Here is a 20,654-nt window from a genome sequence, read left to right on the forward strand (position 1 = left end):
GCCGGGTGGGGGCGGGGCAACCGACGTTGGTCGGCAACGCGGTCCGTGGCGATCAAATCGATATCGGACAGACGTGACGCGCCGTCACCCAGGTTCTAAGGTCAGGCGGTCGGTTACGGGAGTGTTAGGTGAGGTCCGATGTCGACTGAGAAGCACGACGGGAAGGTGCGCGGGCTGCAGTTCAGCCCGTGGAACCTGCTCCTGATCGTCCCGCTGCTGGTCCTGGTCACGCCACTGTTCAACATGGACGGTCCACGGCTGTTCGGGATGCCGTTCTTCTACTGGTTTCAGTTCCTCTTCGTCGCGATCGGGGTGCTCAGCACCTGGATCGTCTACATGATGACGCGGGACAAGCCCACGGTGGACGCTCCGGACAAGCTGAGCGTCGAGGACCTGGACGAGGGGGACGCTCGATGAGCAACCTGCAGTGGCCCGAGCTGATCATCTTCACGATCCTGTTCGCGCTGGTCACCGTCCTCGGGTTCATGGCGTCGCGCTGGCAGCGCGGCAGCACGCTGGACCACCTGGACGAATGGGGCCTCGGCGGCCGCAAGTTCGGCTCGTGGATCACGTGGTTCCTGCTCGGCGGTGACCTCTACACGGCGTACACGTTCGTCGCGGTGCCCGCGCTGGTGTTCAGCGCCGGCGCGCTCGGCCTGTACGCGCTGCCGTACACGATCGTCGTCTACCCGATCGTCCTGCTCCCGGCGCTGCGGATGTGGTCGGTCTCGCGCGTGCGCGGTTACGTCACGCCGGCCGACTTCGTGCGCGGCCGCTTCGGCTCCCCGATCCTCGCGCTGCTGGTGGCGATCACCGGCATCGTCGCGACGATGCCGTACATCGCGCTGCAGCTGGTCGGCCTCGAAGCCGTCCTGCGGACGATGGGCATCAACGGCTCCGGCATCGTCGGGCACCTGCCGCTGCTGGTCGCCTTCGTGATCCTGGCCTTCTACACCTACCAGTCCGGCCTGCGGGCGCCCGCGCTGATCGCGTTCGTCAAGGACATCCTGATCTACATCGTCATCCTCGTGGCGATCATCTACCTGCCCTCGAAGCTGGGCGGCTGGTCGCACATCTTCGACACGGCGGCGAAGAAGCTCGGCACGCCGAGCCCGGCCACCGGCAAGCCGGCCGGGTCGATCCTGCTGACCGCCAACAACCAGCTGCAGTACGCGACGCTGGCGCTGGGTTCGGCGCTGGCGCTGTTCCTCTACCCGCACTCGCTGACCAGCGTGCTGGCTTCGCGCGGGCGCAGCGTCATCAAGCGGAACATGGTCGCGCTGCCGGCGTACTCGCTGGTGCTGGGCCTGCTGGCGCTGCTGGGGTACGTGGCGATCACGGCGGGCGTCAAGCCGCTGACGAACGCGGCCACCGGCAAGGCGGACGGCAACACGATCGTCCCGGTCTTGTTCGACAGCCAGTTCTCGTCGTGGTTCGCCGGCATCGCGTTCGCCGCGATCGGCATCGGCGCGCTGGTGCCGGCCGCGATCATGTCGATCGCCGCGGCCAACCTGTGGACCCGCAACATCTACAAGGAGTACATCCGCAAGAACGCGACACCACAGGAAGAAGCGAAGCAGGCGAAGCTGGCTTCGCTGGTCGTGAAGCTCGGCGCGGTGGCCGTGATCATCCTGATCGACCCGCAGTTCTCGATCGACCTCCAGCTCATCGGCGGCGTCCTGATCCTGCAGACGCTGCCGGCCGTGGCGCTCGCGCTGTACACGCGCTGGTTCCACCGCTGGGGCCTGATCGCGGGCTGGGTCGTCGGCATCGGCTGGGGCCTGATCATGCTGTACGGCATCCCCAACCCGGCCAACGGCAAGCAGCACTTCGGCGGTTCGGCGCTGGCCCTGGGCAACATGTCGATCTTCGGCTGGCACCCGTTCTCGGGTTCGCAGGTCCAGATCTACGTCGGCTTCGTCGCCCTGATCGCCAACCTGGTGGTCGCGGCGATCGTCACGGTGATCGCGCGCCGGATGAAGATCTTCAACGGCACCGACGACACCAACGCCGAGGACTACCACGCCGACGAGAACGACAAGGACCTGCGGCCGATCGGTGTCCACTAAGGACTGTTTCTGAGGACGAGTGTCCGCGAGACGAGGTAGAGCACCAGCCCGTTGAGCAGGTGCCAGAGGAAGTGCGTGCCGACCGGGACGTAGTCACACACGTCCCGGTCGAGCGTGCGCAGGGACAGGGAAAGCGCGAACACCGCACCCGCGACGGCGAAGTGCGTCCAGTACGCGTCGCGCTCGAAAGCCAGTAGCGCGGCGAAGATCCCGAGCCCGATCAGCGCGGACAGGTAGAGCCCACCGCCGAGCAGCGCGGTGCCCACGGTGAGCGCGAGAAACGCGGGCGCGGCGAGCCAGGCGAACCGCCAGCGGTAAAAGACCCGCGCGAACAACACGGCGTACACGAGCGCGAAAGCAAGAATGCTCACCGAATCCGCGACGGCGGCCCACCGCGTCGCGACGAGGTGAAAGACGCTGCTGGCCAAGAAGACGAGCCCGATCAGCCCGGCCAGCACCCGCCCGACGCGATCCCCCGCGGCCAGCCGCCAAACCACCACGGCGGCGACGAGGAAGGCAAGATTGCTGAGACTGTTGAGCGGCTCACCCCAGAGCCCGGGCCCGAGGCGTTCGCAGTACCAGTCCGTCACGGTGACAGCCAACCACGGCTAGCGTGAAGGACATGAGCGACGCGGTGAGCCGGTTCCCGATCACGGAACTCGAAGACCTGCCCGAAGACCTGCGCGAGCGCGTCGGCGTGATCGCGGAGAAGTCCGGCTTCACGCCGAACATCTTCCGCGCCCTCGGGCACCGCCCCGCCGAGTTGCGCGCCTTCCTCGACTACCACGACGCCCTCATGGAGCGCTCCGACGGCTTGACCAAAGCCGAACGCGAACTCGTCGTCGTCGCGACGTCCGGGGCCAACCACTGCACCTACTGCGTCGTCGCGCACGGGGCCATCCTGCGCATCCGCGCCAAGGATCCCGAGCTCGCCGACCGCGTGGCGAGCAACCCGTGGCAGGTCGAGCTGGACGAACGCGGCCGCGCCATCGTCGACCTCGCGCTCGCTCTCGCCCAGGACTCCGCGTTGTTCGGCGAAGGCGATCTCGAAGCCGCGCGCAACGCCGGCCTGACCGACGACGAAATCTGGGACATCGGCGCGATCACGGCGTTGTTCGCGATGTCGAACCGGCTCGCGCACCTGACCGCGCTGCGCCCGAACCCGGAGTTCCACCTGCTCGGCCGCGTGCCGCGTTAGAACTCCAGGCGCCAGGTCTCCTCGGTCAGCTTCGGCCCCCAGTCGTCGAAGTCCTTTTCGCCGACGAGCTCGAACCCGGCCGCGCGGTAGAGGGCGCGGGCGGCGGCGAGGATGGACACCGTCGACAGCTCCATCGTCCGGTAGCCGTGCGCTCGGGCGAACTCGACGCATTCGGTGACCAGCCGCTTGCCCACGCCGTGGCCGCGGGCCGACGGCTCCAGCAGCAACAGCCGCAGCTTCGCGGTGTCCGCGTCGTGCCCGCGGGCGCACGCGATGCTGCCGACGCGCTCTCCGTCGAGTTCGGCGATCCAGAACGCCTGACCCGAGTCGTCACGAGCGGCAAAATCCGCGACGATGCCGGCGACGAGCCCTTCGAACCGGACGTCGAAGCCGTACTCGCGGCCGTAGAGCGCGCCATGCCGTTCGACCACCCATCCGAGGTCACCCGGTCGTGGTGGACGCAGCACGAGCGCCGGGTCACGACGACGGTCGCCGACCAGGTCGCCGATCGTGCGCATGGCGGCCAGCAGACGCTCCTGGTCTTCGTCGGCGAAGCGGCGTAGCAGCCCGCTGATCTGCTCGGTCGAACGGCGGTTGAGGAGGGCGTACGCGTCCCGGCCGGCCGGCGTCGGCCGCACGAGCTGGCGCCGGGCGTCTTCGTCGGACCGTTCGCGGGAGATCAGCCCGCGCGACTCGAGCCGGGCGAGCAGCCTGCTGGCGTACCCGGCGTCCAGGTCGAGGCGTTTGCGCAGGTCGGTCACCGGCAGCGGGTCCTGGTGGGCGAGCTCGAAGAGCACGCGGGCTTCCGGCAGCGAGTACTCGGCGTCCGCCGGTCCTTCGTCGAGCACGCCGATGACGCCGGTGTAGAGCCGGTTGAAAGCACGGACCGCGGCCACCCGTGTGTCGTTCATTGACCACCTCAAACAACTCGTTGACGAAGTCAAAGAATACTGCGCAAGCCGGCGAGGGCAAGAAGATTTTCGGACCCCGGACATGGGAAACCCCGCGATGCTGCCAGGTCGGGGGTCCGCCAGCATCACGGGGTCGTAGGGGGTATCGACGCCACTTTGGGTGGCGTTACAGCCTCAGCACTTTGTGGCATAGGTCACTCGAATGGGCGACCGCCACAGGGTGGGGCGGGTCAGCGCATGTAGCCCGTGCGAGCCTGCGCGATCGCGATGAGTTCCTGACGGACCGTCGCGGTCGCGGCGGTGTCGATCGCCCGGTTCAGCGCCCGGCGAGTGCGAACCTCGGCGCGACGGGCACGGAGCTTGGCGGCGATGTTGTTCATCGGTTTCTGCATCCCCTTCAAGGGTCTTGGTGGCTTGTGCCTCTAGTATGCACCTTTTTTCACAAGGATTCCAACGAATATCCGGTGACTTGGCACACCCGCCGATGAATCATCGGAAAACCTGGGTATGGGCCGGAGAGATCGAGGGTGGCCGCGGTCACGGCAAGGCAACCCGCTACGGCTCTCTATCGGTCTATAGGGATTTCCCAAGAAGAACTTAGGGACGCTCATAGAGCGCGAGACGTCCGGAAAAGCCCAGGTCAGTCGCGTCCGAGCAGGTAGTGGCCGAAGTGCGGCACGGTGAAGGCGATCTGGCCTCGCTCGGCGGAGAACACGAGGCCCTTCTTCATCAGGCTGTCGCGGGCCGGCGACAGCGAAGACGGCTTCCGCCCGAGGAACACGGCGACGTCGGCGGTGCCGGCGGGCTCGTCGCGCCCCTGGGTCAGCTCGGCCATCGCCTGCAGGTACTCCCGCTCGGCCGGCGTCGCCCGGTCGTACCGCGAGCCGAAGAAGCCGACGGCCAGCTCCGACTCCGCTTCGGGGGCGGCGACCTGGACGTCCTTGACCGTGATCGGGTCGGACGGCGCCGCGTCCCAGGCCGCCTTGCCGTAGGCCTGGATGAAGTACGGGTAGCCGCCGGACGCGTCGAAAAGGGCGTCGAGGGCTTCCGGCTCGATGCCGGCGTCCTCGCGCTCGATCGGCGCCATCACCGCGTAGTCGGCGTCCGCGCGGTCGAGCCGGTCGATCCGCGCGTACCGGAAGAGCCGCTCGGAGTAGGACTTCGACGCCGAGAGCACCGCGGGCACGTGCGGCAACCCGGCCCCGACGACGACGAGCGGCGCCCCGGACTGCGAGAGCTCGTGACAGGCGGCGCACAACGCGGAGACGTCGTCGGGCTGCAGGTCCTGGATCTCGTCGATGAGCAGCGCGACGCCGGTCCCGACGTCCGCGGCCAGCTCGGCGACGTCGGTGAACAGCTCGACGAGGTCGATCTCGATGTCCCCGGAGTCCGCGCGGCCCTGCGCGGCGGGCACGTCGATGCCGGGCTGCCAGCGGTCGCGCAGCTTGGCGTCGGCTTTGTTGGCCCGCAGCGCGAACGCCTTGAGCACGCCGAGCACCTCTTCGACCCGGTCCGGCGCGCGGTGCCGCACGGCGAGGTCCCGGATGGCCCGGTGCAGCGCGGCGGACAGCGGCCGCCGCAGCTCGGCGTCCGGCCGCGCCTCGATCTTCCCGGCGCCCCACTTGTGTCGGACGGCCATCGCGCGCAGCTCCCCGAGCAGCACGGTCTTGCCGACCCCGCGCAGCCCGGTCAGCACGAGACTGCGTTCGGGTCTCCCCCGCGCAACCCGTTCGAGCACGACCTCGAAGGCCTTGAGCTCACGCTCGCGCCCGGCCAGCTCGGGCGGCCGTTGCCCGGCGCCCGGCGCGAAGGGGTTGCGGATGGGGTCCACTCTGCCAAGTTATCGACGTATCTAGCGCGAGCCCGATATTCCGCCATAGACGCCTAGGCGTGTCGCCGAGGTTCGACCGGATGGCCGTACATAGAGACGAACAGGTCTGCAGCCCTGCTCGTCCCTACCCCCAGCGCGCACTACGACGTGGCGCTAGGCGGTCAGGTTCCGCTCCGCGTAGATCTTCATCGCGTCCCGGACGAATTCCGCGGCCGGGCCTTCGAGCCCGTAGCGCGGGTCGTCCACGTACAGCTGCCCGAGCCCCGCGAAGTACCCCGCGGACACGGACGACACCGCCGGCCGAAGCCACTCGTGCAGCCGCCGCGCGATCGCCTGGACGTCGTCGGCATCCGGCGTCGAACCCGAAGCGAGGGCCGCGCCGAATGCCGCGGCGATGTCCACCTGCTCCTGCTGGTGGGCCTTCTTCTCGTCGGCGGACAACGAACTCCACCACTGGTCACCGCGCCGGTACGCGTCGGCGCCCCAGCGGCGCGTGACCTCTTCCTCGTACCGCGTGTGGTCGAAGCCGTCGAAGACTTCCTCTGCCATCAGTCGTTCACCTCCCTTCAGTTTCCGTAGCGTGGTCCGGACCGAATCGATCTGCCGTCCGATCCGCCGCCGCTCCTGTTCGAGCAGCGCCAGGTGGGTCTCGAGCGCCGCGACGCGGTCGCGTTGCCCGTCCAGGACCTCCGCGATGGCCGGCAGTCCGAGGCCGAGTTCGCGCAGCAGCAGGATCCGCTGCAGCCGGACGAGCGCCTGCTCGTCGTAGTAGCGGTAGCCGTTGCGGCCGACGCGGCTGGGCTCCAGCAGGCCGACCGCGCCGTAGTGGCGCAGCGTCCGGCTCGTGGTCCCGGCCGAGCGGGCGAGGTCCTGGATCGACCACTCCATGCCTTCGACGATAGAAGTTGACGCAGCGTCAAAGTCAACCGCTAACGCTCTCTAGTCTTCTCTAGCGTTTGAGCGATATTCGCGCAGAAACACCGATGAGGGTTCGAGCGGCAGCGGAGCGGGCACCCAGGCGATAGGTTCGACCAGGCAGCGGCCCGTACGAGGAAGGCAAACGACCGTGATACTCCGTCGAGTGGCACGTCCCCTGCTCGCCACGATCTTCGTGACGGGCGGAATCAATGCGCTGAGGCAGGCCGAAGGGCACGCGAAGGCGGCGGAACCCTTCCTCAACAGCGCGTTCGAGAAGGTCGGCGATGTCGTGCCGGAGCAGGTTCCGCGCGACCCGGTGACGCTCGTCCGCATCGACGCCGCCGTGAAGATCGGTGCCGGTCTCGCGCTCGCGGCCGGCAAGGCGCCGCGGCTGGCGGCCGGGCTGCTGCTCGGCAGCCTCGTGCCGACGACGCTCGCGACGCACAGCTTCTGGACCATCAAGGACCCCGGCGAGAAGCAGCAGCAGCAGATCCAGTTCTTCAAGAACGCGAGCCTGGCCGGCGGCCTGCTGCTCGCGGTCAGCGACACGCACGGGAAGCCGTCGGCGGCTTGGCGCGCGCGTCACGCCGCGAAGGACGTTTCGGCTGCCGCCGGGAAACTGAGCCGCAAGGGCCAGAAGCGCGCCAACAAGCTCGCGAAGCGGGCCCAGAAGGCGCTCCCCAACTAGTACGCGAAAGGGCCGCCCCCCGCGAGCGAGGGGCGGCCCTTTCCTGCGAGCTTACTTCTCCAGGATCGCGGTGACGCCCTGGCCGCCGGCCGCGCAGATCGAGATCAGGCCCCGGCCGGATCCCTTCTCGTGCAGCAGCTTCGCCAGCGTCGCGACGATCCGGCCGCCGGTCGCGGCGAACGGGTGCCCGGCCGCCAGCGACGAGCCGTTGACGTTGAGCTTCGCCCGGTCGATCGCGCCGAGCGGCTCGTCCAGCTCCAGCTTCTCCTTGGCGAACGCCGGGTCCTCCCACGCCTTGAGCGTGGCCAGCACCTGCGACGCGAACGCCTCGTGGATCTCGTAGAAGTCGAAGTCCTGCAGCGAAAGCCCGGCGCGCGCGAGCATCCGCGGTACGGCGTACGCGGGCGCCATCAGCAGGCCCTCTTCGCCGTGGACGTAGTCGACGGCGGCGGTCTGCGAGAACGTCAGGTACGCCAGCACCGGCAGCTTGTGCGCCTTCGCCCACTCGTCGGTGGCGAGCAGGACGGTCGACGCGCCGTCGGTCAGCGGCGTCGAGTTGCCCGCGGTCATCGTGCCGTCCGGGCCGCCGAAGGCCGGCTTGAGCTTGGCGAGCTTCTCCGCCGTCGAGTCCGCGCGCAGGTTCTGGTCGCGCGTGAGCTTGAGGAACGGCGTCACGAGGTCGTCGAAGAACCCGCGGTCGTACGCGGCGGCGAGGTGCTGGTGGCTGGCTGCCGCCAGCTCGTCCTGCGCCTCGCGGGTGATCTCCCAGATCTTCGCGGTCAGCGCCGCGTGCTCACCCATCGACAGACCGGTGCGCGGCTCCTCGTTGCGCGGGATCGCCGGGACGATGTGCCCGGGCCGGATCTTCGCGACGAGCTTGAGGCGGTCGCCCAGCGTCTTGGCGGAGTTGAGCTGGATGAGGATCTGGCGCAGGTCCTCGTTGACGGCCAGCGGCGCGTCGCTCGTGGTGTCGACGCCGCCGGCGATGGCCGAGTCGATCTGGCCGAGCGCGATCTTGTTCGCGACGTTGATGATGGCCTGCAGGCCGGTGCCGCACGCCATCTGGACGTCGGACGCGGGCGTCGCGGGCGAGAGCTTGCTGCCGAGCACGCTCTCGCGGGCCAGGTTGAAGTCCTTCGAGTGCTTGAGCACGGCGCCGGCGGCGACCTCACCGATCACCTCGCCCTGCAGCGAGAAACGGCTGACCAGGCCGTCGAGTGCGGCGGTGAACATGTCCTGGTTCGACGCCTTCGCGTATGGGCCGTTGGAGCGCGCGAAGGGGATCCGGTTGCCCCCGATGATCGCGACCTTGCGCAGGGCGGGGGCTTTCTTCGGCGGCATGAACTCCACCTCTCTCGTCGGCTCTCTCACACTGTAACCTACTCGACAGTAGGTTAGACTGCGACGTGACGCAGACTGCACGGGAGGCAAGCGATGGCTGACAGGTACCAGCAGTTCACGAAAACCCCGGTGGGGAAGTTCGTGGTGCCGAAGCTCGGCCTGCCCAACCCCGCCACGCTGCGCCGCTACCAGCCCGGGCAACCCGCTCTCGAGGGTCCCGCACTTCTGGGCGCCGCGCCCGGCGGCCGGCTCGAGAAGACCCTTCGCGACCAGATCGCCGACGCGGGCATCGAGGTCATCACCTCCGCGGCCGACCGGCACGCGGCGCTCGTCTTCGACGCCACCGGCGTCACCGACCCTTCGCGCCTGCGCGAGGTCTACGACTTCTTCCACCCGGTGATCCGCAGCGTCGGGCCGTCCGGCCGGGTGGTCGTCCTGGGCACGCCGCCGGAGCAGGTCGAGGGCCGCGAGCGAATCGCTCAGCGCGCTCTCGAGGGCTTCGTGCGCTCCGTGGGCAAGGAGCTGAAGCGCGGCGCGACGGCTCAGCTCGTGTACGTCGCCGAAGGTGCCGAAGAGGCGACGGAGTCGACGCTGCGTTTCCTGCTCTCCGCGAAGTCCGCGTTCGTCGACGCGCAGGTCATCCGGATCGGCGCCGAAGGCAAGACGGCGTCGGCGCCCGCGAGCTGGGAGAAGCCCCTCGACGGCAAGGTCGCGCTGGTCACCGGCGCGTCGCGCGGCATCGGCGCGGCGATCGCCGAGGTGCTGGCCCGCGACGGCGCGCACGTCGTCGCGCTCGACATCCCCGCCCAGGGCGGCGACTTGTCGAAGGTGGCGAACAAGATCGGCGGGTCGTCGCTGCAGCTCGACATCACTTCGCCCAGCGCGCCCGCGAAGCTCGCGGAGTACCTGAAGGAGCGTCACGGCGGCGTCGACATCGTCGTGCACAACGCGGGCATCACGCGCGACAAGACGCTGGGCAACATGAGCGAAAGCGCGTGGGACTCCGTGATCGCGGTGAACCTCGCGTCGCAGCTCGCGGTGAACGACAAGCTGCTCGGCGATCGCGTGCTGAACGAAAACGGCCGGATCATCGGCGTCTCGTCGATCGCGGGCATCGCCGGCAACGTCGGCCAGGCGAACTACGCGACGTCGAAGGCGGGCGTGATCGGCATGGTGAACGTCGGCGCGCCGCAGCTCGCGGCGTACGGCGGCACGATCAACGCGGTCGCGCCCGGGTTCATCGAGACGAAGATGACGGCGGCGGTCCCGCTGTTCATCCGCGAAGCCGGGCGGCGGCTGTCCAGCCTCGGCCAGGGCGGCCTGCCGGTCGACGTCGCCGAGACGATTGCCTGGTACGCGAACCCGGCGTCGGCCGCGGTGAACGGCAACGTGGTCCGCGTCTGCGGCCAGGCCCTGCTGGGGGCGTGACGTGGCGATCCGCGAACTCGACAGCACGCCGAGCCTGGCGACGCTGTACCCGAAGGCGCTGCTCGGCGGCGTGCTCCGGAAGGCATCCGGCTCGACGTTGCCGGACACCGAACTGGTCCGCACCGGCGTCGTCGTCGACCCGGCGCACCTGGCGGCGTACAACGCGGTGTGCGGCTTCCGGCTGAGCGACGAGCTGCCGGCGACGTACCCGCACATGCTGGCGTTCCCGCTGCAGATGGCGCTGATGACCGAGCCGGGGTTCCCGTTCCCGCTGCTCGGCATGGTGCACGTGGCGAACCGGATCACCCAGCACCGCGCGCTGCGCCTGAGCGAGCCGCTGACGATCCGGGTGCGCGCGGAGAACCTGCGCCCGCACGAGAAGGGCCGTCAGTTCGACGTCGTCAGCGAAGCCTGGGCCGGCGACGACCTGGTGTGGACCGATGTCAGCACGTACCTGCGTCGCGGCTCGTCTTCGGGTCCGTCCGGGCGCCGTGAGCAGCTGGCGCCGCCGACGCCGGACGCGATCTGGCGCGTCCCGGGTGACATCGGCCGGCGCTACGCGGAGGTCTCGGGCGACCGCAACCCGATCCACCTGCACCCGCTGACGGCTCGCTTGTTCGGCTTCCCGAAGGCGATCGCCCACGGGATGTGGACGAAGGCCCACGCCCTGGCCGCGTTCGAAGGCCGGCTACCGGAGGCGTTCACGGTGGACGTCCGCTTCAAGCAGCCGGTGCTGCTGCCGGCGAAGGCGGGCTTCACGTCGTGGGCCACTCCGGAGGGCTGGGCGTTCGAGCTGTGGAGCAAGGCGAAGCCCCACCTGGAGGGGACGATCACCTCACTCTGACGGCTTCCAGACCTCGCCCTCGATGAGGTCGTTGAAGCCGAGCCAGACGAGGTTCATCAGCCACGACGCGAGGACGCCGTCGGAGATGTCGGGGTGGTCGAGGGCCCAGTCGGCCAGCGACTCGGCCGCCCCGACCAGCGCCGCCGACAGGCCTTCGCCGGAGAACTCGGCCTGCTCGCCGACGCCCTTGCGGGTACCCGCGGACACGACGAGCGCGGCGACCAGCTGGATCGCGCGCACCCGCATGTCGGTGACCTCCGCGGCGAACGCCCCGCCGACGGTCAGCGCCTGGCGGTGCAGGACCGTCCACGACTCGCGGTACTCGGCGACGAAGCGGTAGAACGACCGCAGGCCGTGCCAGAGCTGCATGTCCGGCGGCAAATCGGGCTTCACCCCGGCCTGGATGGCCTCGAGCAGGCGGGTCGCCTCGCGGCGGATGCACGCGCCGAACAGGTCCTCCTTGGACCCGAGGTAGGTGTAGATCATCGGCTTCGAGACACCGGCGACGTCGGAGATCTCGTCCATCGAGGCCGCGTGGTAGCCGTGGCGCGAGAAAACCTGGACGGCGGCGTCCAGGATCTGCCGCTCGCGCACGGCGCGCGGCAGCCGCCGGGCCCGTTCGGGCGGACGCTGATCATCCTCTGACACGCTGGACCTCCCTGTTGCTGCCCGGAGACGGTACCGGGCGTTGCCCCGGGAGGGTGATTTCGGCACGCTTGCCCGCCTACCTACTGGCGGGTAGCCTACGGGTGAGTAGCTTGAGAGGGAGTGACCATGGCCGACAACGCCGGGATGACCAGCGCAGATCAGGTCGCGGAGCTCCGTGGGGCGGCGCTGCTGAACGCGCTGGAGCGGCTCGACCCGCTCAGCCCCGAGGCGCACGCTCTCGACGCCGACACCCTGGCTGAGGCGATCGACCCGCGCGACCTCGGCAAGGACGACTTCCGCCGTTTCCTGAAGGCGCTCCTCGCGCTGGCTTCGCGCGCCCCGGCGTTCGATTTGAGCAAGGTCGACCCGGCGCGTTTCGCGTCCCTGGTGTCGTCGGCGTCTCGCGCGCAGCTCGAGAGCGTTGTCGCGGAGCGGCCCCTGCGAGAGCGGGTGTTGGACGAGATCTTCGCCCGCATGGGCGCGCACATCCGGTCTGACCGGGCCCGTGACCTGCACGCGGTCGTCCACTGGCGCTTGTCGGACGGCATCGGCGAAGGCGGCTACGACCGCTACGAGACGGTGATTTCGCACGGCTCGTGCACGGTGAGCCGTGACATGCGCTCGGCCCCCCGAGTCACGATCACGATCGCCCCGGCGGACTTCTTCCGGCTCATCACCCACCAGGCGACGCCGGCGGTGTTGTTCGTCACGGGAAGAATCAAGGTCAAGGGCGATTTGGCCTTCGCGGCGGGCCTGATCGGATTCTTCGACCTCCCGCACCCCGTATAGTCCGTCCCCGTGCCCCGAAAAGCGAAGTGGCGCCTTTCCCGGCCCCGCGGTATGCGCGCCGGCCATGCGGTCAACGCGTTCGCGGACAAGCTCGTCATCGCCAACTTGACGCCTTCGCAGTTCATCCAGGTCCTGGAGACACTGCACATGCTGGGCGAGTCGGGCGCGGGCATCGAGCTGAGCTCCCTGTCGACGGACGTCCTGGTGGACGTGGTCAAGCGCGCTTCGCGAGACCAGCTGAAGGCGATCGCGGACCACCCGGAGCTGCGCGCGGTGTTCCTGGACGAGATATTCCGCCGAATGTCCGAGCATTTCCTCCCGGAGCGCGCACGTCACGTGGATTTCGTGGTTTCGTGGCGCTTTACGGACGGTTCCAGAGAGGACGGCTACGACCGTTTCCAGACGGTGATCGAGGACGGGTTGTGCGTTTCTTCAACGGACCTGTCCCGAACCCCGGACACCACGATCACGCTGTCGGTGGACGACTTCATCAAGATGGCGACGGGCAACGCGGCGGTTGCGGCGATGTTCGTGACGGGCCGGGTGAAGGTGAAGGGCGAGTACGCCCCGGCGGTGCGGTTCTCCAGCTACTTCGACATCCCGAAGCCGACAGTGGACTAGCTGTACCGCGTCGGTGACACCAAACTGTCGGTGTCCACCTTTAGGGTGGATCCATGAGTACAGCGGACAGCTTTGCCATCGCTGCCACCCCGCGCGACCCTGATCACCCCTGGGGCGAGATCGCGGGAGTTCCTGTGGGTACGCGCTTCGCCAGCCGGCGTGAAGCATTTGACCGCGGTGTACACCGGGAGACTCAGGCCGGCATCGCCGGCACGCGGAAGCGTGGTGCGGAATCGATCGTCGTATCTGGCGGCTACGCGGATCGTGACGAAGGAGACGTCCTCTACTACACGGGCCACGGTGGTCTGGAAGGTCGCCGGCATGTCCGCGATCAGACCTTCGAAGACCGCGGGAACGCTGCACTCGTGACAAGCAAGATCAATGGTACGCCTGTGCGGGTTATCCGTGGCAGGAAAGCCGAGCACGGCCCGGCTAGCGGTTACCGGTACGACGGCCTCTTCCTGGTCAAGGACTCTTGGTACGAAAGGGAGTCACACGGGTACAAGGTGTGTCGATTCCTGATGGTCAAGGCAGGCACTGTCGACGTTGGCCTGCCCGGTGGCGAATATGAATTATCCGCTGAGCCCGCGCACCCGAAGGTCCCGGTGGGCACCCTTGAGCCCACTCGCCGACCCACATCTGGCGAAGCGATCGTCCGTTCGATCGAAGTGGCCCGCTTCGTCAAAGAAGCTCATGACTACACGTGCCAGATGTGCGGCACCAGGCTGGCTATTGCCGGGCGGGGCTACGCGCAGGGCGCGCACATCCAAGCGGTGGGCGGAGCGCACAAAGGACCAGACATTCCGGAGAACATGCTCTGTCTGTGTCCGAACTGCCATGCTCTCTTCGACCTAGGCGCCATTTTGGTGAACGACGATCTGTCGGTGACTTGCAACGGTAAGGCGACTGGGGTTCTTAGAGTGGCGGAAGAGCACTACGTCGACACGAAGTACCTTGCACTGCACCGAGCAGCGCACTCGTGATCAGTTCTCCACGATCCGGCCTTCGATGACCGTCGGCTGGTCGCGGCGAGGCTCCTTCGGAGGGACGACCTCGCTGTCCACCACCATCACCGGCCCACGCCGCTGGTTGGCGAACCGCACCGCCCGCTTCTCCATCCGCTTCAACCACAACCGCCGAGCCACCGCCCGCGACGGCGGCAGCATCAGCAACAGCCCCAGCACGTCGGAAACGAACCCCGGGACCAGGATCAACACGCCGCCGAGGCCCACCAGCATCCCGTCGGTGAGTTCCTTCTCCGCCGGCTGCCCCGCTCGGGCCGCGGACGTGAACGCCCTCATCGCCTTGGCGCCTTCGCGGCGGGCCAGCCAGGAGCCGATGAACGCGCCGGCCAGCAGGAGGCCCAGCGTGCCGAGCACGCCGACGGCCGAGCCCACCGCCCAGATCGCGGCGATCTCGGCGAAGACGTAAAGCAGGAACGCGACAGCCATACCGGGTCAACGAATGACCTGTCCGATTTGCTCCCGGCACCCCGACACCGGGGCTCGACCCCGGTCTGATCAGCGCAGCAGCGTTTCGATCATCGAGCGGAGTCCGGTGGTCAGCCGGTGGGTTTCGCCCGTGCGCAGCAGGTGCAGCATCAAATCGCTGTGCAGCGATCCCAGCAGCAGGTGCGCGATGAGGTCCGCGTCCAGCGTGGGCGCCGCCGACGTGATCAAGCTCGTGACGTGGGCGTGCCACGACAGGTAGATCGGGTTGTTCAGCCGGTCCGTCGATGCCTGCTCGAATGCCGCCATCACCTTCACGTTGCGCGTCGCCAGCTCGACCACCGCGTCGAAGAACGCCGCCAGTCGCGAGGCCGCCGGTGCGCCCGGGCCCAGGGGTGGCGGGCCTGACGCCACCGCGTCCGAAAGGGCCCGGACCCGCTCCTCCACCAGGGCGCGCATCAGGCCTTCGCGGTTGCCGAAGCGGTGGAACACCGTCCCCTTGCCGACGCCGGCCGCGGCCGCGACGCGATCCATCGACACCTGCGCGAGGTCGTTCGTCTCCAGGAGCTCCTCGGTCGCGCGCAGGATCGCCCGGCGGTTCCGGGCCGCATCGGCGCGTTCCATGGAAGCTCCTCGACAAGTTGACTGACGGTCCATATAGTAGGCGACCGTAAGTTGACTGGTGGTCCATTTAGGGAGCGGCGATGCGCGTAGTGGTGCTGTACGGCACGGGTGGCCCGGAAGTGCTGAAGGTCGAGGATCGGCCCGAACCCCACCGGCGGGACGGCGAAGTGCTGGTCCGCGTCGAGGCGATCGCGGTCCCCTTTTACGAGACCCAGCTGCGGGCCGGCCTTCTCTCCGCCGGCAGCGAAGCGACGGTCTTCGGGCACGAAGCCGCGGGGGTCGTCGTCGAGGCCGATGACGAAACCCTCGTCGGGCGCCAGGTCGTCACCATGTCCTTCAGCGGCGGCGCCTACGCCGAGTTCGTCGCGGCGAGCCAGTACACGGTGGTGCCCGACGGGGTTGCCGCCGAACAAGCCGTTGCCGCCGCTGTCCCCGCTGCGGTGGCGCTCGCGCTGTTTCGCACGGCGAACGTCGTCGAGGGAGAAACTGTGCTGGTCGAGGCCGCTTCCGGCGCGATCGGCGGATATCTGACGCGGCTGGCGAAGGCTCGCGGCGCGCGGGTGGTCGCCACGGCCGGCGGTGGGAAGCTCGTCCCGGACGCGGACGTCGTGCTCGACCACCACGACCCGGAATGGCGGACGAACGTCCCCGAGGGCATTCACGTCGTTTTCGAGTCGATCGGCGGGTCACGTGCCGCTGAGCTGACCACCAAACTCGTCCCGCGCGGGCGGATCCTCGCCTACGGCCTGCTCAGCGGCGAGTTCCCCGCCTTCCCCGTCGCCTCCCTCGTGGCGCGCGGACTCACCTTGGTCGGCTTCGGCGGTCCCGACGCCTATGGCCGAGACGTCGCGGCCGCCCGCGAAGAGGCACTCGACCTCGTCGCGGACGGCACGCTGACGCCGGTGATCGACCGGATCTACCCTCTCGCCGAAGCCGCCGCGGCACACGCGCGCGTCGAGAGCCGCGAAGGTGTCGGCAAGGTCGTGCTCGTTCCCTAGCTCGGGATCTCGTCCAAGTACGCCTGCGCCTGCAGGGTGAACAGCTCCGCGTATCCGGCCTTCGCCGCCATCAGCTCCTCGTGCGTTCCGTACTCCGCCACCTTCCCGTGGTCCAGCAGCAGGATCCGCTCCGCCTGCCGCACCGTCGAGAACCGGTGCGAGATGTACAGCGTCGTCCGGCCCTCGGACAGCTCGCGCAACCGCGAGAACAGGTCGTGCTCCGCCTGCGCGTCCAGCGCCGACGTCGGCTCGTCGAGGATCAATAACGGCGCCTCGCGCTGGAACGCCCGTGCCAGCGCGATCTTCTGCCACTCGCCGCCGGACAACGAAACGCCCTGGTCGAACCACCTCCCCAACGGGCTGTCGTAGCCGCTGGGCAGCCGCTCGATGCGCTCGTCCGCGCCCGCTCGGCGGGCCGAGTCCTCGATGTGCGGACGATCCTCGAGCCGCGTCAGGTCGCCGAGGCCGATGTTCTCCGCCGCCGTTCCCTGGTACGTCACGTAGTCCTGGAACATCGCGCTGATCCGCTTGCGCAGCTCGTCCGGGTCGTACTCGCGGATGTCGACGTCGTCCAGGAGGATCCGGCCGGCGGTCGGGTCGTACAGCCGGCACAGCAGCTTGAACAACGTCGATTTGCCCGCGCCGTTGCGGCCGACCACCGCCACCGTCTCGCCCGGGCGAATCTCGAAGCTGACGTCCTCCAGCGCCGGCTCGTCCGATCCCGGGTAGGCGAACGTCACCGAGTCGAACGTGATGTGACCGTCCACTTCGGACGGGAACGGCCGTGGTGACGCGGGCGCCGTGATCTCCGGCTTCGTGTCCAGGAAGCGGTACAGCGTGTCGAGGTAGAGATTGTTCTCGTACATCCCCGAAAACGCCGTGAACAGCCCGGACACCGACGTCTGCACGGACGTCGCGGCGGCCGTGTACAGCGCCAGGTCGCCGAGTGTCAGCCGTCCGCCGACGGCCTCCAGTGCGATGTACAGCGCGATCGCCGAGCCCGCGAGCGTGCTCAGCAGCCCCCACGACGTCGAGCTGACGTTGCGGTTGATCGTCAGCTTCCGCTGCCGCTCGTACGACACCAGGCCGAGCCGGCGGAACCGGTCGACGAAGTACGGGCCGAGGCCGAACAGCTTCGTCTCCTTGGCGTACGTGTCCGTCGTGACCAGCGAGGACAGGTAGTCCATCCGCCGCTTGATCGGCGACATCAGGAACGTCAGCCAGAACGCGCGCGAGCCGTACTTCGACTGCGAGATGAACGCCGGGATCGGCGCCACCAACGCGACCAGCGCGAGCAGCGGGCTGATCGCGACGAGCAGCGCGATCATGCTGCCGAACGTGATGAGCGTCCGGACGAGCCCGAGCGCGGAGTTCATCATCGACAGCGGCCGCGTCGGCGCTTCCTGCGCGGCTTGGCGCAGCATGTCGTACGACGTCGAGCCCTCGAAGTAGGCGAGGTGCAGCTCGCTGGCGTGCGCCATCACCTGGTGGCGGATGGTCAGCGTCATGCGTTCCTGCAGCAGCGACTGCGCGATCGACGTCAGCGCGCTGCTGATCGCGGTCGCGGCGAGCACGCCGAACTGGAACAGCGCGACGTTCACGATGTCGCCGGTGGTGCCCTTGCCCTGGATCGCCGCGACGACGGCGTCGAGCAGCAGCTTCGCGATGTACGCGGTCGCGGTCGGCAGGAGGCCCGACAGCAACGTGATCAGCGCCAGCAGGATCGTCAGGACCGGGCTGGCCTGCCACGTCAGCTTCACGACCTTCGGCAGGCCGCGGACCGTGCCCGCTACGGACGTCTTCGCGCGCTTCAACCGCGAGCGAAGGTCCTTCGGCTGGTCTTCCGGCTTGGGATCGGGGATTTCGACCGGTCCGGTGAGCCCGCTTTCCGGGACCGTCGAGGCGTGCCGCCGTCTTCCTCGCCGAGCCAGCATGAACTCGATGCCGCCCCCACCGCCCGGGATCATCGAGCCTCCACGGCGCCGTGCAGGAAGACGTCGACCACCTGGCGCGTGGTGGCGGGGTCGTCGAGGGGCGCCATCCGGCGGCCGCCGAACAGCAGGGTCAGGAACAGCGCGGCCAGCTGCTCGGGCGTCAGCCGCAGGCGGTCCTTGTCGGGCTCGAACAGTTCGGTGATCGCGCCGCGCATCGCGGCCATCGACTCGCTGCGGCCGCCCTTCCACGTGCCGCGCCGGTCCTTGAGCCGCTGCTCGGGGTCGCGCTGCTTGTGCCGGCCGGACGCGTGCAGCGCGCCCATCAGCGCGCCCATCCGCTCGAGGTGCGCGCCGAGCGCGTCGGCGGCCTCGACCAGCCGGTCTTCGAGGGGCTGGTCGATCGGGATTTCGGCGATGGCGTCGAGCACGTGGTCGGGGCGCAGCGCCTCGGCGGTGCACGCGTCGAACAGCTCGTCCTTGTCCTTGAACGCGCGGAAGATGGTGCCCTCGCCGATGCCGGCGGCGCGGGCGATCTGGCTGGTCGTCACGCCGGCGCCGTGCTCGATCAGGAGCGGCAGCACCGCGTGCACGATCATGGCGCGCCGGGCTTCGACGCTCATGCCCGGCGCTCGCCGCCGGGTTTCGGGTGCTGGTGTCATGCGACCAGTGTGCGGAGTGAGTGCTCACTCCGTCAAGTGAGTATAGGTTGGCGCCATGGGTGTGCTCTGGGCGATGGCGTTCCCGATCCTGGTCGTGCTGCTGTTCCTGCTGGCCGTGTTCGAGGTCTGGGGCCGCCGGTTCCTGCCCTGGCACCGCCGCGGTGACGGCCAGCGGGTGGCGAGCGTCGCGGCGACCGAAGAGGTCGAAGCGATCCTCGGCGGCACGAAGCAGCACGAGCTTGAGCAACGCCAGGTCCAGCTGATGCTCGTCGACGACGAAGCCGACGGCGCCCCGCCGCGCACCCACGTCGACCTCGACGCCGGGAAGATCGTCTTCCGAGAGCGGTGAGGGCCGCCCGAAGACGGCCCTCACCTGCGAAAACTCAGTACGTCATGGCCATGGCCGGGTCGGCCAGCAGGGCGCCGACGTCGGCCAGGAACTCCGAACCCTGCTGGCCGTCGACCACGCGGTGGTCGAAGCTCAGCGACAGCTGGAGCACCTTGCGGACCTTGATCTCGCCGTCCACCACCCACGGCTGGTCCTTGATCGCGCCGAGGCACAGGATCGCGGACTCGCCCGGGTTGATGATCGGCGTGCCCGTGTCGACGCCGAACACGCCCACGTTCGTGATCGTGATCGTGCCGTTCGCCATGTCCGCCGGGGACGTCTTGCCCTCACGAGCGACGTCGGTCAACGTCGTGAGCGCCTGCGCGAGCTCCTTCAGCGACAGCGAGTCGGCGTCGCGGACCTTCGGCACGATCAGGCCGCGCGGCGTCGCCGCCGCGATCCCGAGGTGCACGTAGTCTTTGTAGACGATCTCCTGCGCCGCTTCGTCCCAGACCGCGTTGATGTCCGGGGTGCGCTTCGCCGCCAGGCACACGGCCTTCGCCGCGAACGTCAGCGGCGTGACCTTGACCCCAGCGAACTCCCGCGACTTCTTCAGCTTCTCGCGGAACTCCATCATCGGCGTGACGTCGATGGTCAGGAACTCCGTGACGTGCGGAGCCGTGTACGCGCTCTGCACCATCGCCGCCGCGGTCATCTTGCGGACGCCCTTGATCGGCACGCGCCGCTCGCGGGTCGCCGGGTCGTACCCACTGTCCACAGGGGACGCAGGCGCCGTCGCGGCACCAGCACCGTTCGCGGCCCGCTCGACGTCGTCGCGCGTGATCACGCCGCCGTCCGCCGTGCCGGTCAGCGAGTGCAGGTCGACGCCGAGATCCTTGGCGAGCTTGCGCACCGGCGGCTTCGCCAACGGGACGTACCCGCCGCGAGGCGCCACCGGAGCGGGAGCCGGAGGGGCGGCGACAACGGCAACCGGAGCGGGTTCCGAGCCCTTGCGCGCTCGCCGCTGCGTGACCACCGTCTTGGAGCCGTAGCCGACCAGCGGCTTCATCTCCTCCTCGGCCGGCTCTTCGACCGGTGCCGGAGTCGCCGCCGCCCCGCCGGGGTCGACGTCGATGGTGAGGATCGGCGTGCCGACCTCCACCGTCTGCCCCGGCTCGACGTGCAGCTCCGTGACCACGCCGGCCCACGGGATCGGCAGCTCGACGGCGGCCTTCGCGGTCTCGATCTCGACCACGATCTGGTTGACCGTCACCGTGTCGCCCGGCTTCACGTGCCAGGACAGGATGTCGGCTTCGGTCAGCCCCTCGGCCGTGTCGGCCAGGGGGAACTGTTTGTACGTAGGCATTGCGCGGAGAT

The 20,654-nt window shown here is 68.9% G+C and carries 23 protein-coding genes; 11 read left to right on the top strand and 12 right to left on the bottom strand.

Annotation, left to right across the window (positions count from 1 at the left end):
- Positions 1–138 precede the first annotated feature (138 nt).
- Together AB0M83_RS00550 and mctP are read left to right on the top strand one after the other, a co-directional pair.
- Positions 139–417: a DUF3311 domain-containing protein gene (locus AB0M83_RS00550; RefSeq protein ID WP_364510263.1), complete on the top strand. Its 279-nt coding sequence runs from the start codon at positions 139–141 to the stop codon at positions 415–417.
- On the top strand, positions 414–2,069 hold the full coding sequence (mctP, locus tag AB0M83_RS00555) for a monocarboxylate uptake permease MctP (RefSeq protein WP_364510266.1): 1,656 nt from the start codon (positions 414–416) through the stop codon (positions 2,067–2,069). The genes AB0M83_RS00550 and mctP overlap by 4 nt, the downstream gene beginning before the upstream one ends.
- On the opposite strand, the gene AB0M83_RS00560 is transcribed toward mctP, so the two are convergent.
- Positions 2,066–2,671, bottom strand: coding sequence for a hypothetical protein (locus tag AB0M83_RS00560; RefSeq protein WP_364510268.1), 606 nt, complete (start codon positions 2,669–2,671; stop codon positions 2,066–2,068). The two genes, mctP and AB0M83_RS00560, sit on opposite strands and share 4 nt — an antisense overlap.
- Before the next feature lie 20 nt (positions 2,672–2,691).
- Between AB0M83_RS00560 and AB0M83_RS00565 the strand changes: the two genes are divergently transcribed.
- Complete coding sequence (locus AB0M83_RS00565) at positions 2,692–3,267, top strand: peroxidase-related enzyme (RefSeq protein WP_364510270.1); 576 nt, start codon at positions 2,692–2,694, stop codon at positions 3,265–3,267.
- Here AB0M83_RS00565 and AB0M83_RS00570 read toward each other — a convergent pair.
- From AB0M83_RS00570 to AB0M83_RS00585, 4 genes are all read right to left on the bottom strand, one after another.
- Positions 3,264–4,178 carry a bifunctional helix-turn-helix transcriptional regulator/GNAT family N-acetyltransferase gene (locus tag AB0M83_RS00570; RefSeq protein WP_364510273.1) on the bottom strand — a complete coding sequence of 305 codons (915 nt, stop codon included), beginning with the start codon at positions 4,176–4,178 and terminating at the stop codon, positions 3,264–3,266. The genes AB0M83_RS00565 and AB0M83_RS00570 overlap by 4 nt on opposite strands.
- A gap of 230 nt (positions 4,179–4,408) precedes the next feature.
- Complete coding sequence (locus AB0M83_RS00575) at positions 4,409–4,558, bottom strand: hypothetical protein (RefSeq protein WP_284750174.1); 150 nt, start codon at positions 4,556–4,558, stop codon at positions 4,409–4,411.
- 260 nt (positions 4,559–4,818) lie between these two features.
- Positions 4,819–6,009, bottom strand: a complete 1,191-nt coding sequence (locus AB0M83_RS00580) for an ATP-binding protein (protein ID WP_285477582.1) — start codon at positions 6,007–6,009, stop codon at positions 4,819–4,821.
- A 153-nt stretch (positions 6,010–6,162) separates the two neighbouring features.
- Positions 6,163–6,897: a MerR family transcriptional regulator gene (locus tag AB0M83_RS00585; RefSeq protein ID WP_364510278.1), complete on the bottom strand. Its 735-nt coding sequence runs from the start codon at positions 6,895–6,897 to the stop codon at positions 6,163–6,165.
- Positions 6,898–7,075: 178 nt separating this feature from the next.
- Here AB0M83_RS00585 and AB0M83_RS00590 point away from each other — a divergent pair, with 178 nt between their 5' ends.
- Positions 7,076–7,615 carry a DoxX family membrane protein gene (locus tag AB0M83_RS00590; RefSeq protein ID WP_364510280.1) on the top strand — a complete coding sequence of 180 codons (540 nt, stop codon included), beginning with the start codon at positions 7,076–7,078 and terminating at the stop codon, positions 7,613–7,615.
- A gap of 51 nt (positions 7,616–7,666) precedes the next feature.
- Here AB0M83_RS00590 and AB0M83_RS00595 read toward each other — a convergent pair whose 3' ends face one another.
- Positions 7,667–8,956 carry an acetyl-CoA C-acetyltransferase gene (locus AB0M83_RS00595; RefSeq protein WP_364510283.1) on the bottom strand — a complete coding sequence of 430 codons (1,290 nt, stop codon included), beginning with the start codon at positions 8,954–8,956 and terminating at the stop codon, positions 7,667–7,669.
- Positions 8,957–9,049: 93 nt separating this feature from the next.
- Here AB0M83_RS00595 and AB0M83_RS00600 point away from each other — a divergent pair, with 93 nt between their 5' ends.
- Both AB0M83_RS00600 and AB0M83_RS00605 read left to right on the top strand, forming a co-directional pair.
- A complete protein-coding gene (locus AB0M83_RS00600) occupies positions 9,050–10,384 on the top strand; it encodes a 3-oxoacyl-ACP reductase (RefSeq protein WP_364510286.1) in 1,335 nt (444 codons plus the stop codon).
- A 1-nt stretch (position 10,385) separates the two neighbouring features.
- Complete coding sequence (locus AB0M83_RS00605; RefSeq protein WP_364510288.1) at positions 10,386–11,228, top strand: MaoC/PaaZ C-terminal domain-containing protein; 843 nt, start codon at positions 10,386–10,388, stop codon at positions 11,226–11,228.
- On the opposite strand, the gene AB0M83_RS00610 is transcribed toward AB0M83_RS00605, so the two are convergent.
- On the bottom strand, positions 11,220–11,876 hold the full coding sequence (locus tag AB0M83_RS00610) for a TetR/AcrR family transcriptional regulator (protein WP_364510291.1): 657 nt from the start codon (positions 11,874–11,876) through the stop codon (positions 11,220–11,222). The genes AB0M83_RS00605 and AB0M83_RS00610 overlap by 9 nt on opposite strands.
- A 126-nt stretch (positions 11,877–12,002) precedes the next feature.
- On the opposite strand from AB0M83_RS00610, the gene AB0M83_RS00615 reads away from it, so the two are divergent.
- From AB0M83_RS00615 to AB0M83_RS00625, 3 genes are read left to right on the top strand one after another with little or no spacing between them, the layout of a single operon-like run.
- Positions 12,003–12,665 (top strand): SCP2 sterol-binding domain-containing protein, encoded by a 663-nt coding sequence (locus tag AB0M83_RS00615; protein ID WP_364510294.1) that lies wholly within the window; start codon positions 12,003–12,005, stop codon positions 12,663–12,665.
- 51 nt (positions 12,666–12,716) lie between these two features.
- Positions 12,717–13,286: an SCP2 sterol-binding domain-containing protein gene (locus tag AB0M83_RS00620; protein WP_364510807.1), complete on the top strand. Its 570-nt coding sequence runs from the start codon at positions 12,717–12,719 to the stop codon at positions 13,284–13,286.
- Positions 13,287–13,339: 53 nt separating this feature from the next.
- Complete coding sequence (locus AB0M83_RS00625) at positions 13,340–14,269, top strand: YDG/SRA domain-containing protein (RefSeq protein ID WP_364510297.1); 930 nt, start codon at positions 13,340–13,342, stop codon at positions 14,267–14,269.
- On the opposite strand, the gene AB0M83_RS00630 is transcribed toward AB0M83_RS00625, so the two are convergent.
- The gene (locus tag AB0M83_RS00630) at positions 14,270–14,737 is read right to left on the bottom strand and encodes an FxsA family protein (protein WP_364510299.1); all 468 of its coding nucleotides are present in this window, start codon (positions 14,735–14,737) and stop codon (positions 14,270–14,272) included.
- 69 nt (positions 14,738–14,806) lie between these two features.
- The gene (locus AB0M83_RS00635) at positions 14,807–15,358 is read right to left on the bottom strand and encodes a helix-turn-helix domain-containing protein (protein WP_364510302.1); all 552 of its coding nucleotides are present in this window, start codon (positions 15,356–15,358) and stop codon (positions 14,807–14,809) included.
- Positions 15,359–15,438: 80 nt separating this feature from the next.
- Here AB0M83_RS00635 and AB0M83_RS00640 point away from each other — a divergent pair, with 80 nt between their 5' ends.
- Positions 15,439–16,356, top strand: coding sequence for a zinc-binding dehydrogenase (locus tag AB0M83_RS00640; protein ID WP_364510305.1), 918 nt, complete (start codon positions 15,439–15,441; stop codon positions 16,354–16,356).
- Here the strand turns inward: AB0M83_RS00640 and AB0M83_RS00645 are convergent.
- Together AB0M83_RS00645 and AB0M83_RS00650 are read right to left on the bottom strand one after the other, a co-directional pair.
- On the bottom strand, positions 16,353–18,299 hold the full coding sequence (locus AB0M83_RS00645) for an ABC transporter ATP-binding protein (protein ID WP_364510810.1): 1,947 nt from the start codon (positions 18,297–18,299) through the stop codon (positions 16,353–16,355). The genes AB0M83_RS00640 and AB0M83_RS00645 overlap by 4 nt on opposite strands.
- Positions 18,300–18,319: 20 nt before the next feature.
- A complete protein-coding gene (locus AB0M83_RS00650) occupies positions 18,320–18,910 on the bottom strand; it encodes a TetR family transcriptional regulator (protein ID WP_364510812.1) in 591 nt (196 codons plus the stop codon).
- 94 nt (positions 18,911–19,004) lie between these two features.
- On the opposite strand from AB0M83_RS00650, the gene AB0M83_RS00655 reads away from it, so the two are divergent.
- Positions 19,005–19,298 (top strand): DUF6191 domain-containing protein, encoded by a 294-nt coding sequence (locus AB0M83_RS00655; protein WP_364510308.1) that lies wholly within the window; start codon positions 19,005–19,007, stop codon positions 19,296–19,298.
- A gap of 34 nt (positions 19,299–19,332) precedes the next feature.
- Here the strand turns inward: AB0M83_RS00655 and AB0M83_RS00660 are convergent, their stop codons facing one another.
- Positions 19,333–20,643: a dihydrolipoamide acetyltransferase family protein gene (locus AB0M83_RS00660; RefSeq protein WP_364510311.1), complete on the bottom strand. Its 1,311-nt coding sequence runs from the start codon at positions 20,641–20,643 to the stop codon at positions 19,333–19,335.
- Positions 20,644–20,654: the final 11 nt, after the last annotated feature.

Origin of the sequence: Amycolatopsis sp. NPDC051106, from assembly GCF_040682775.1 — a bacterium.
Classification (GTDB): Bacteria; Actinomycetota; Actinomycetes; order Mycobacteriales; family Pseudonocardiaceae; genus Amycolatopsis.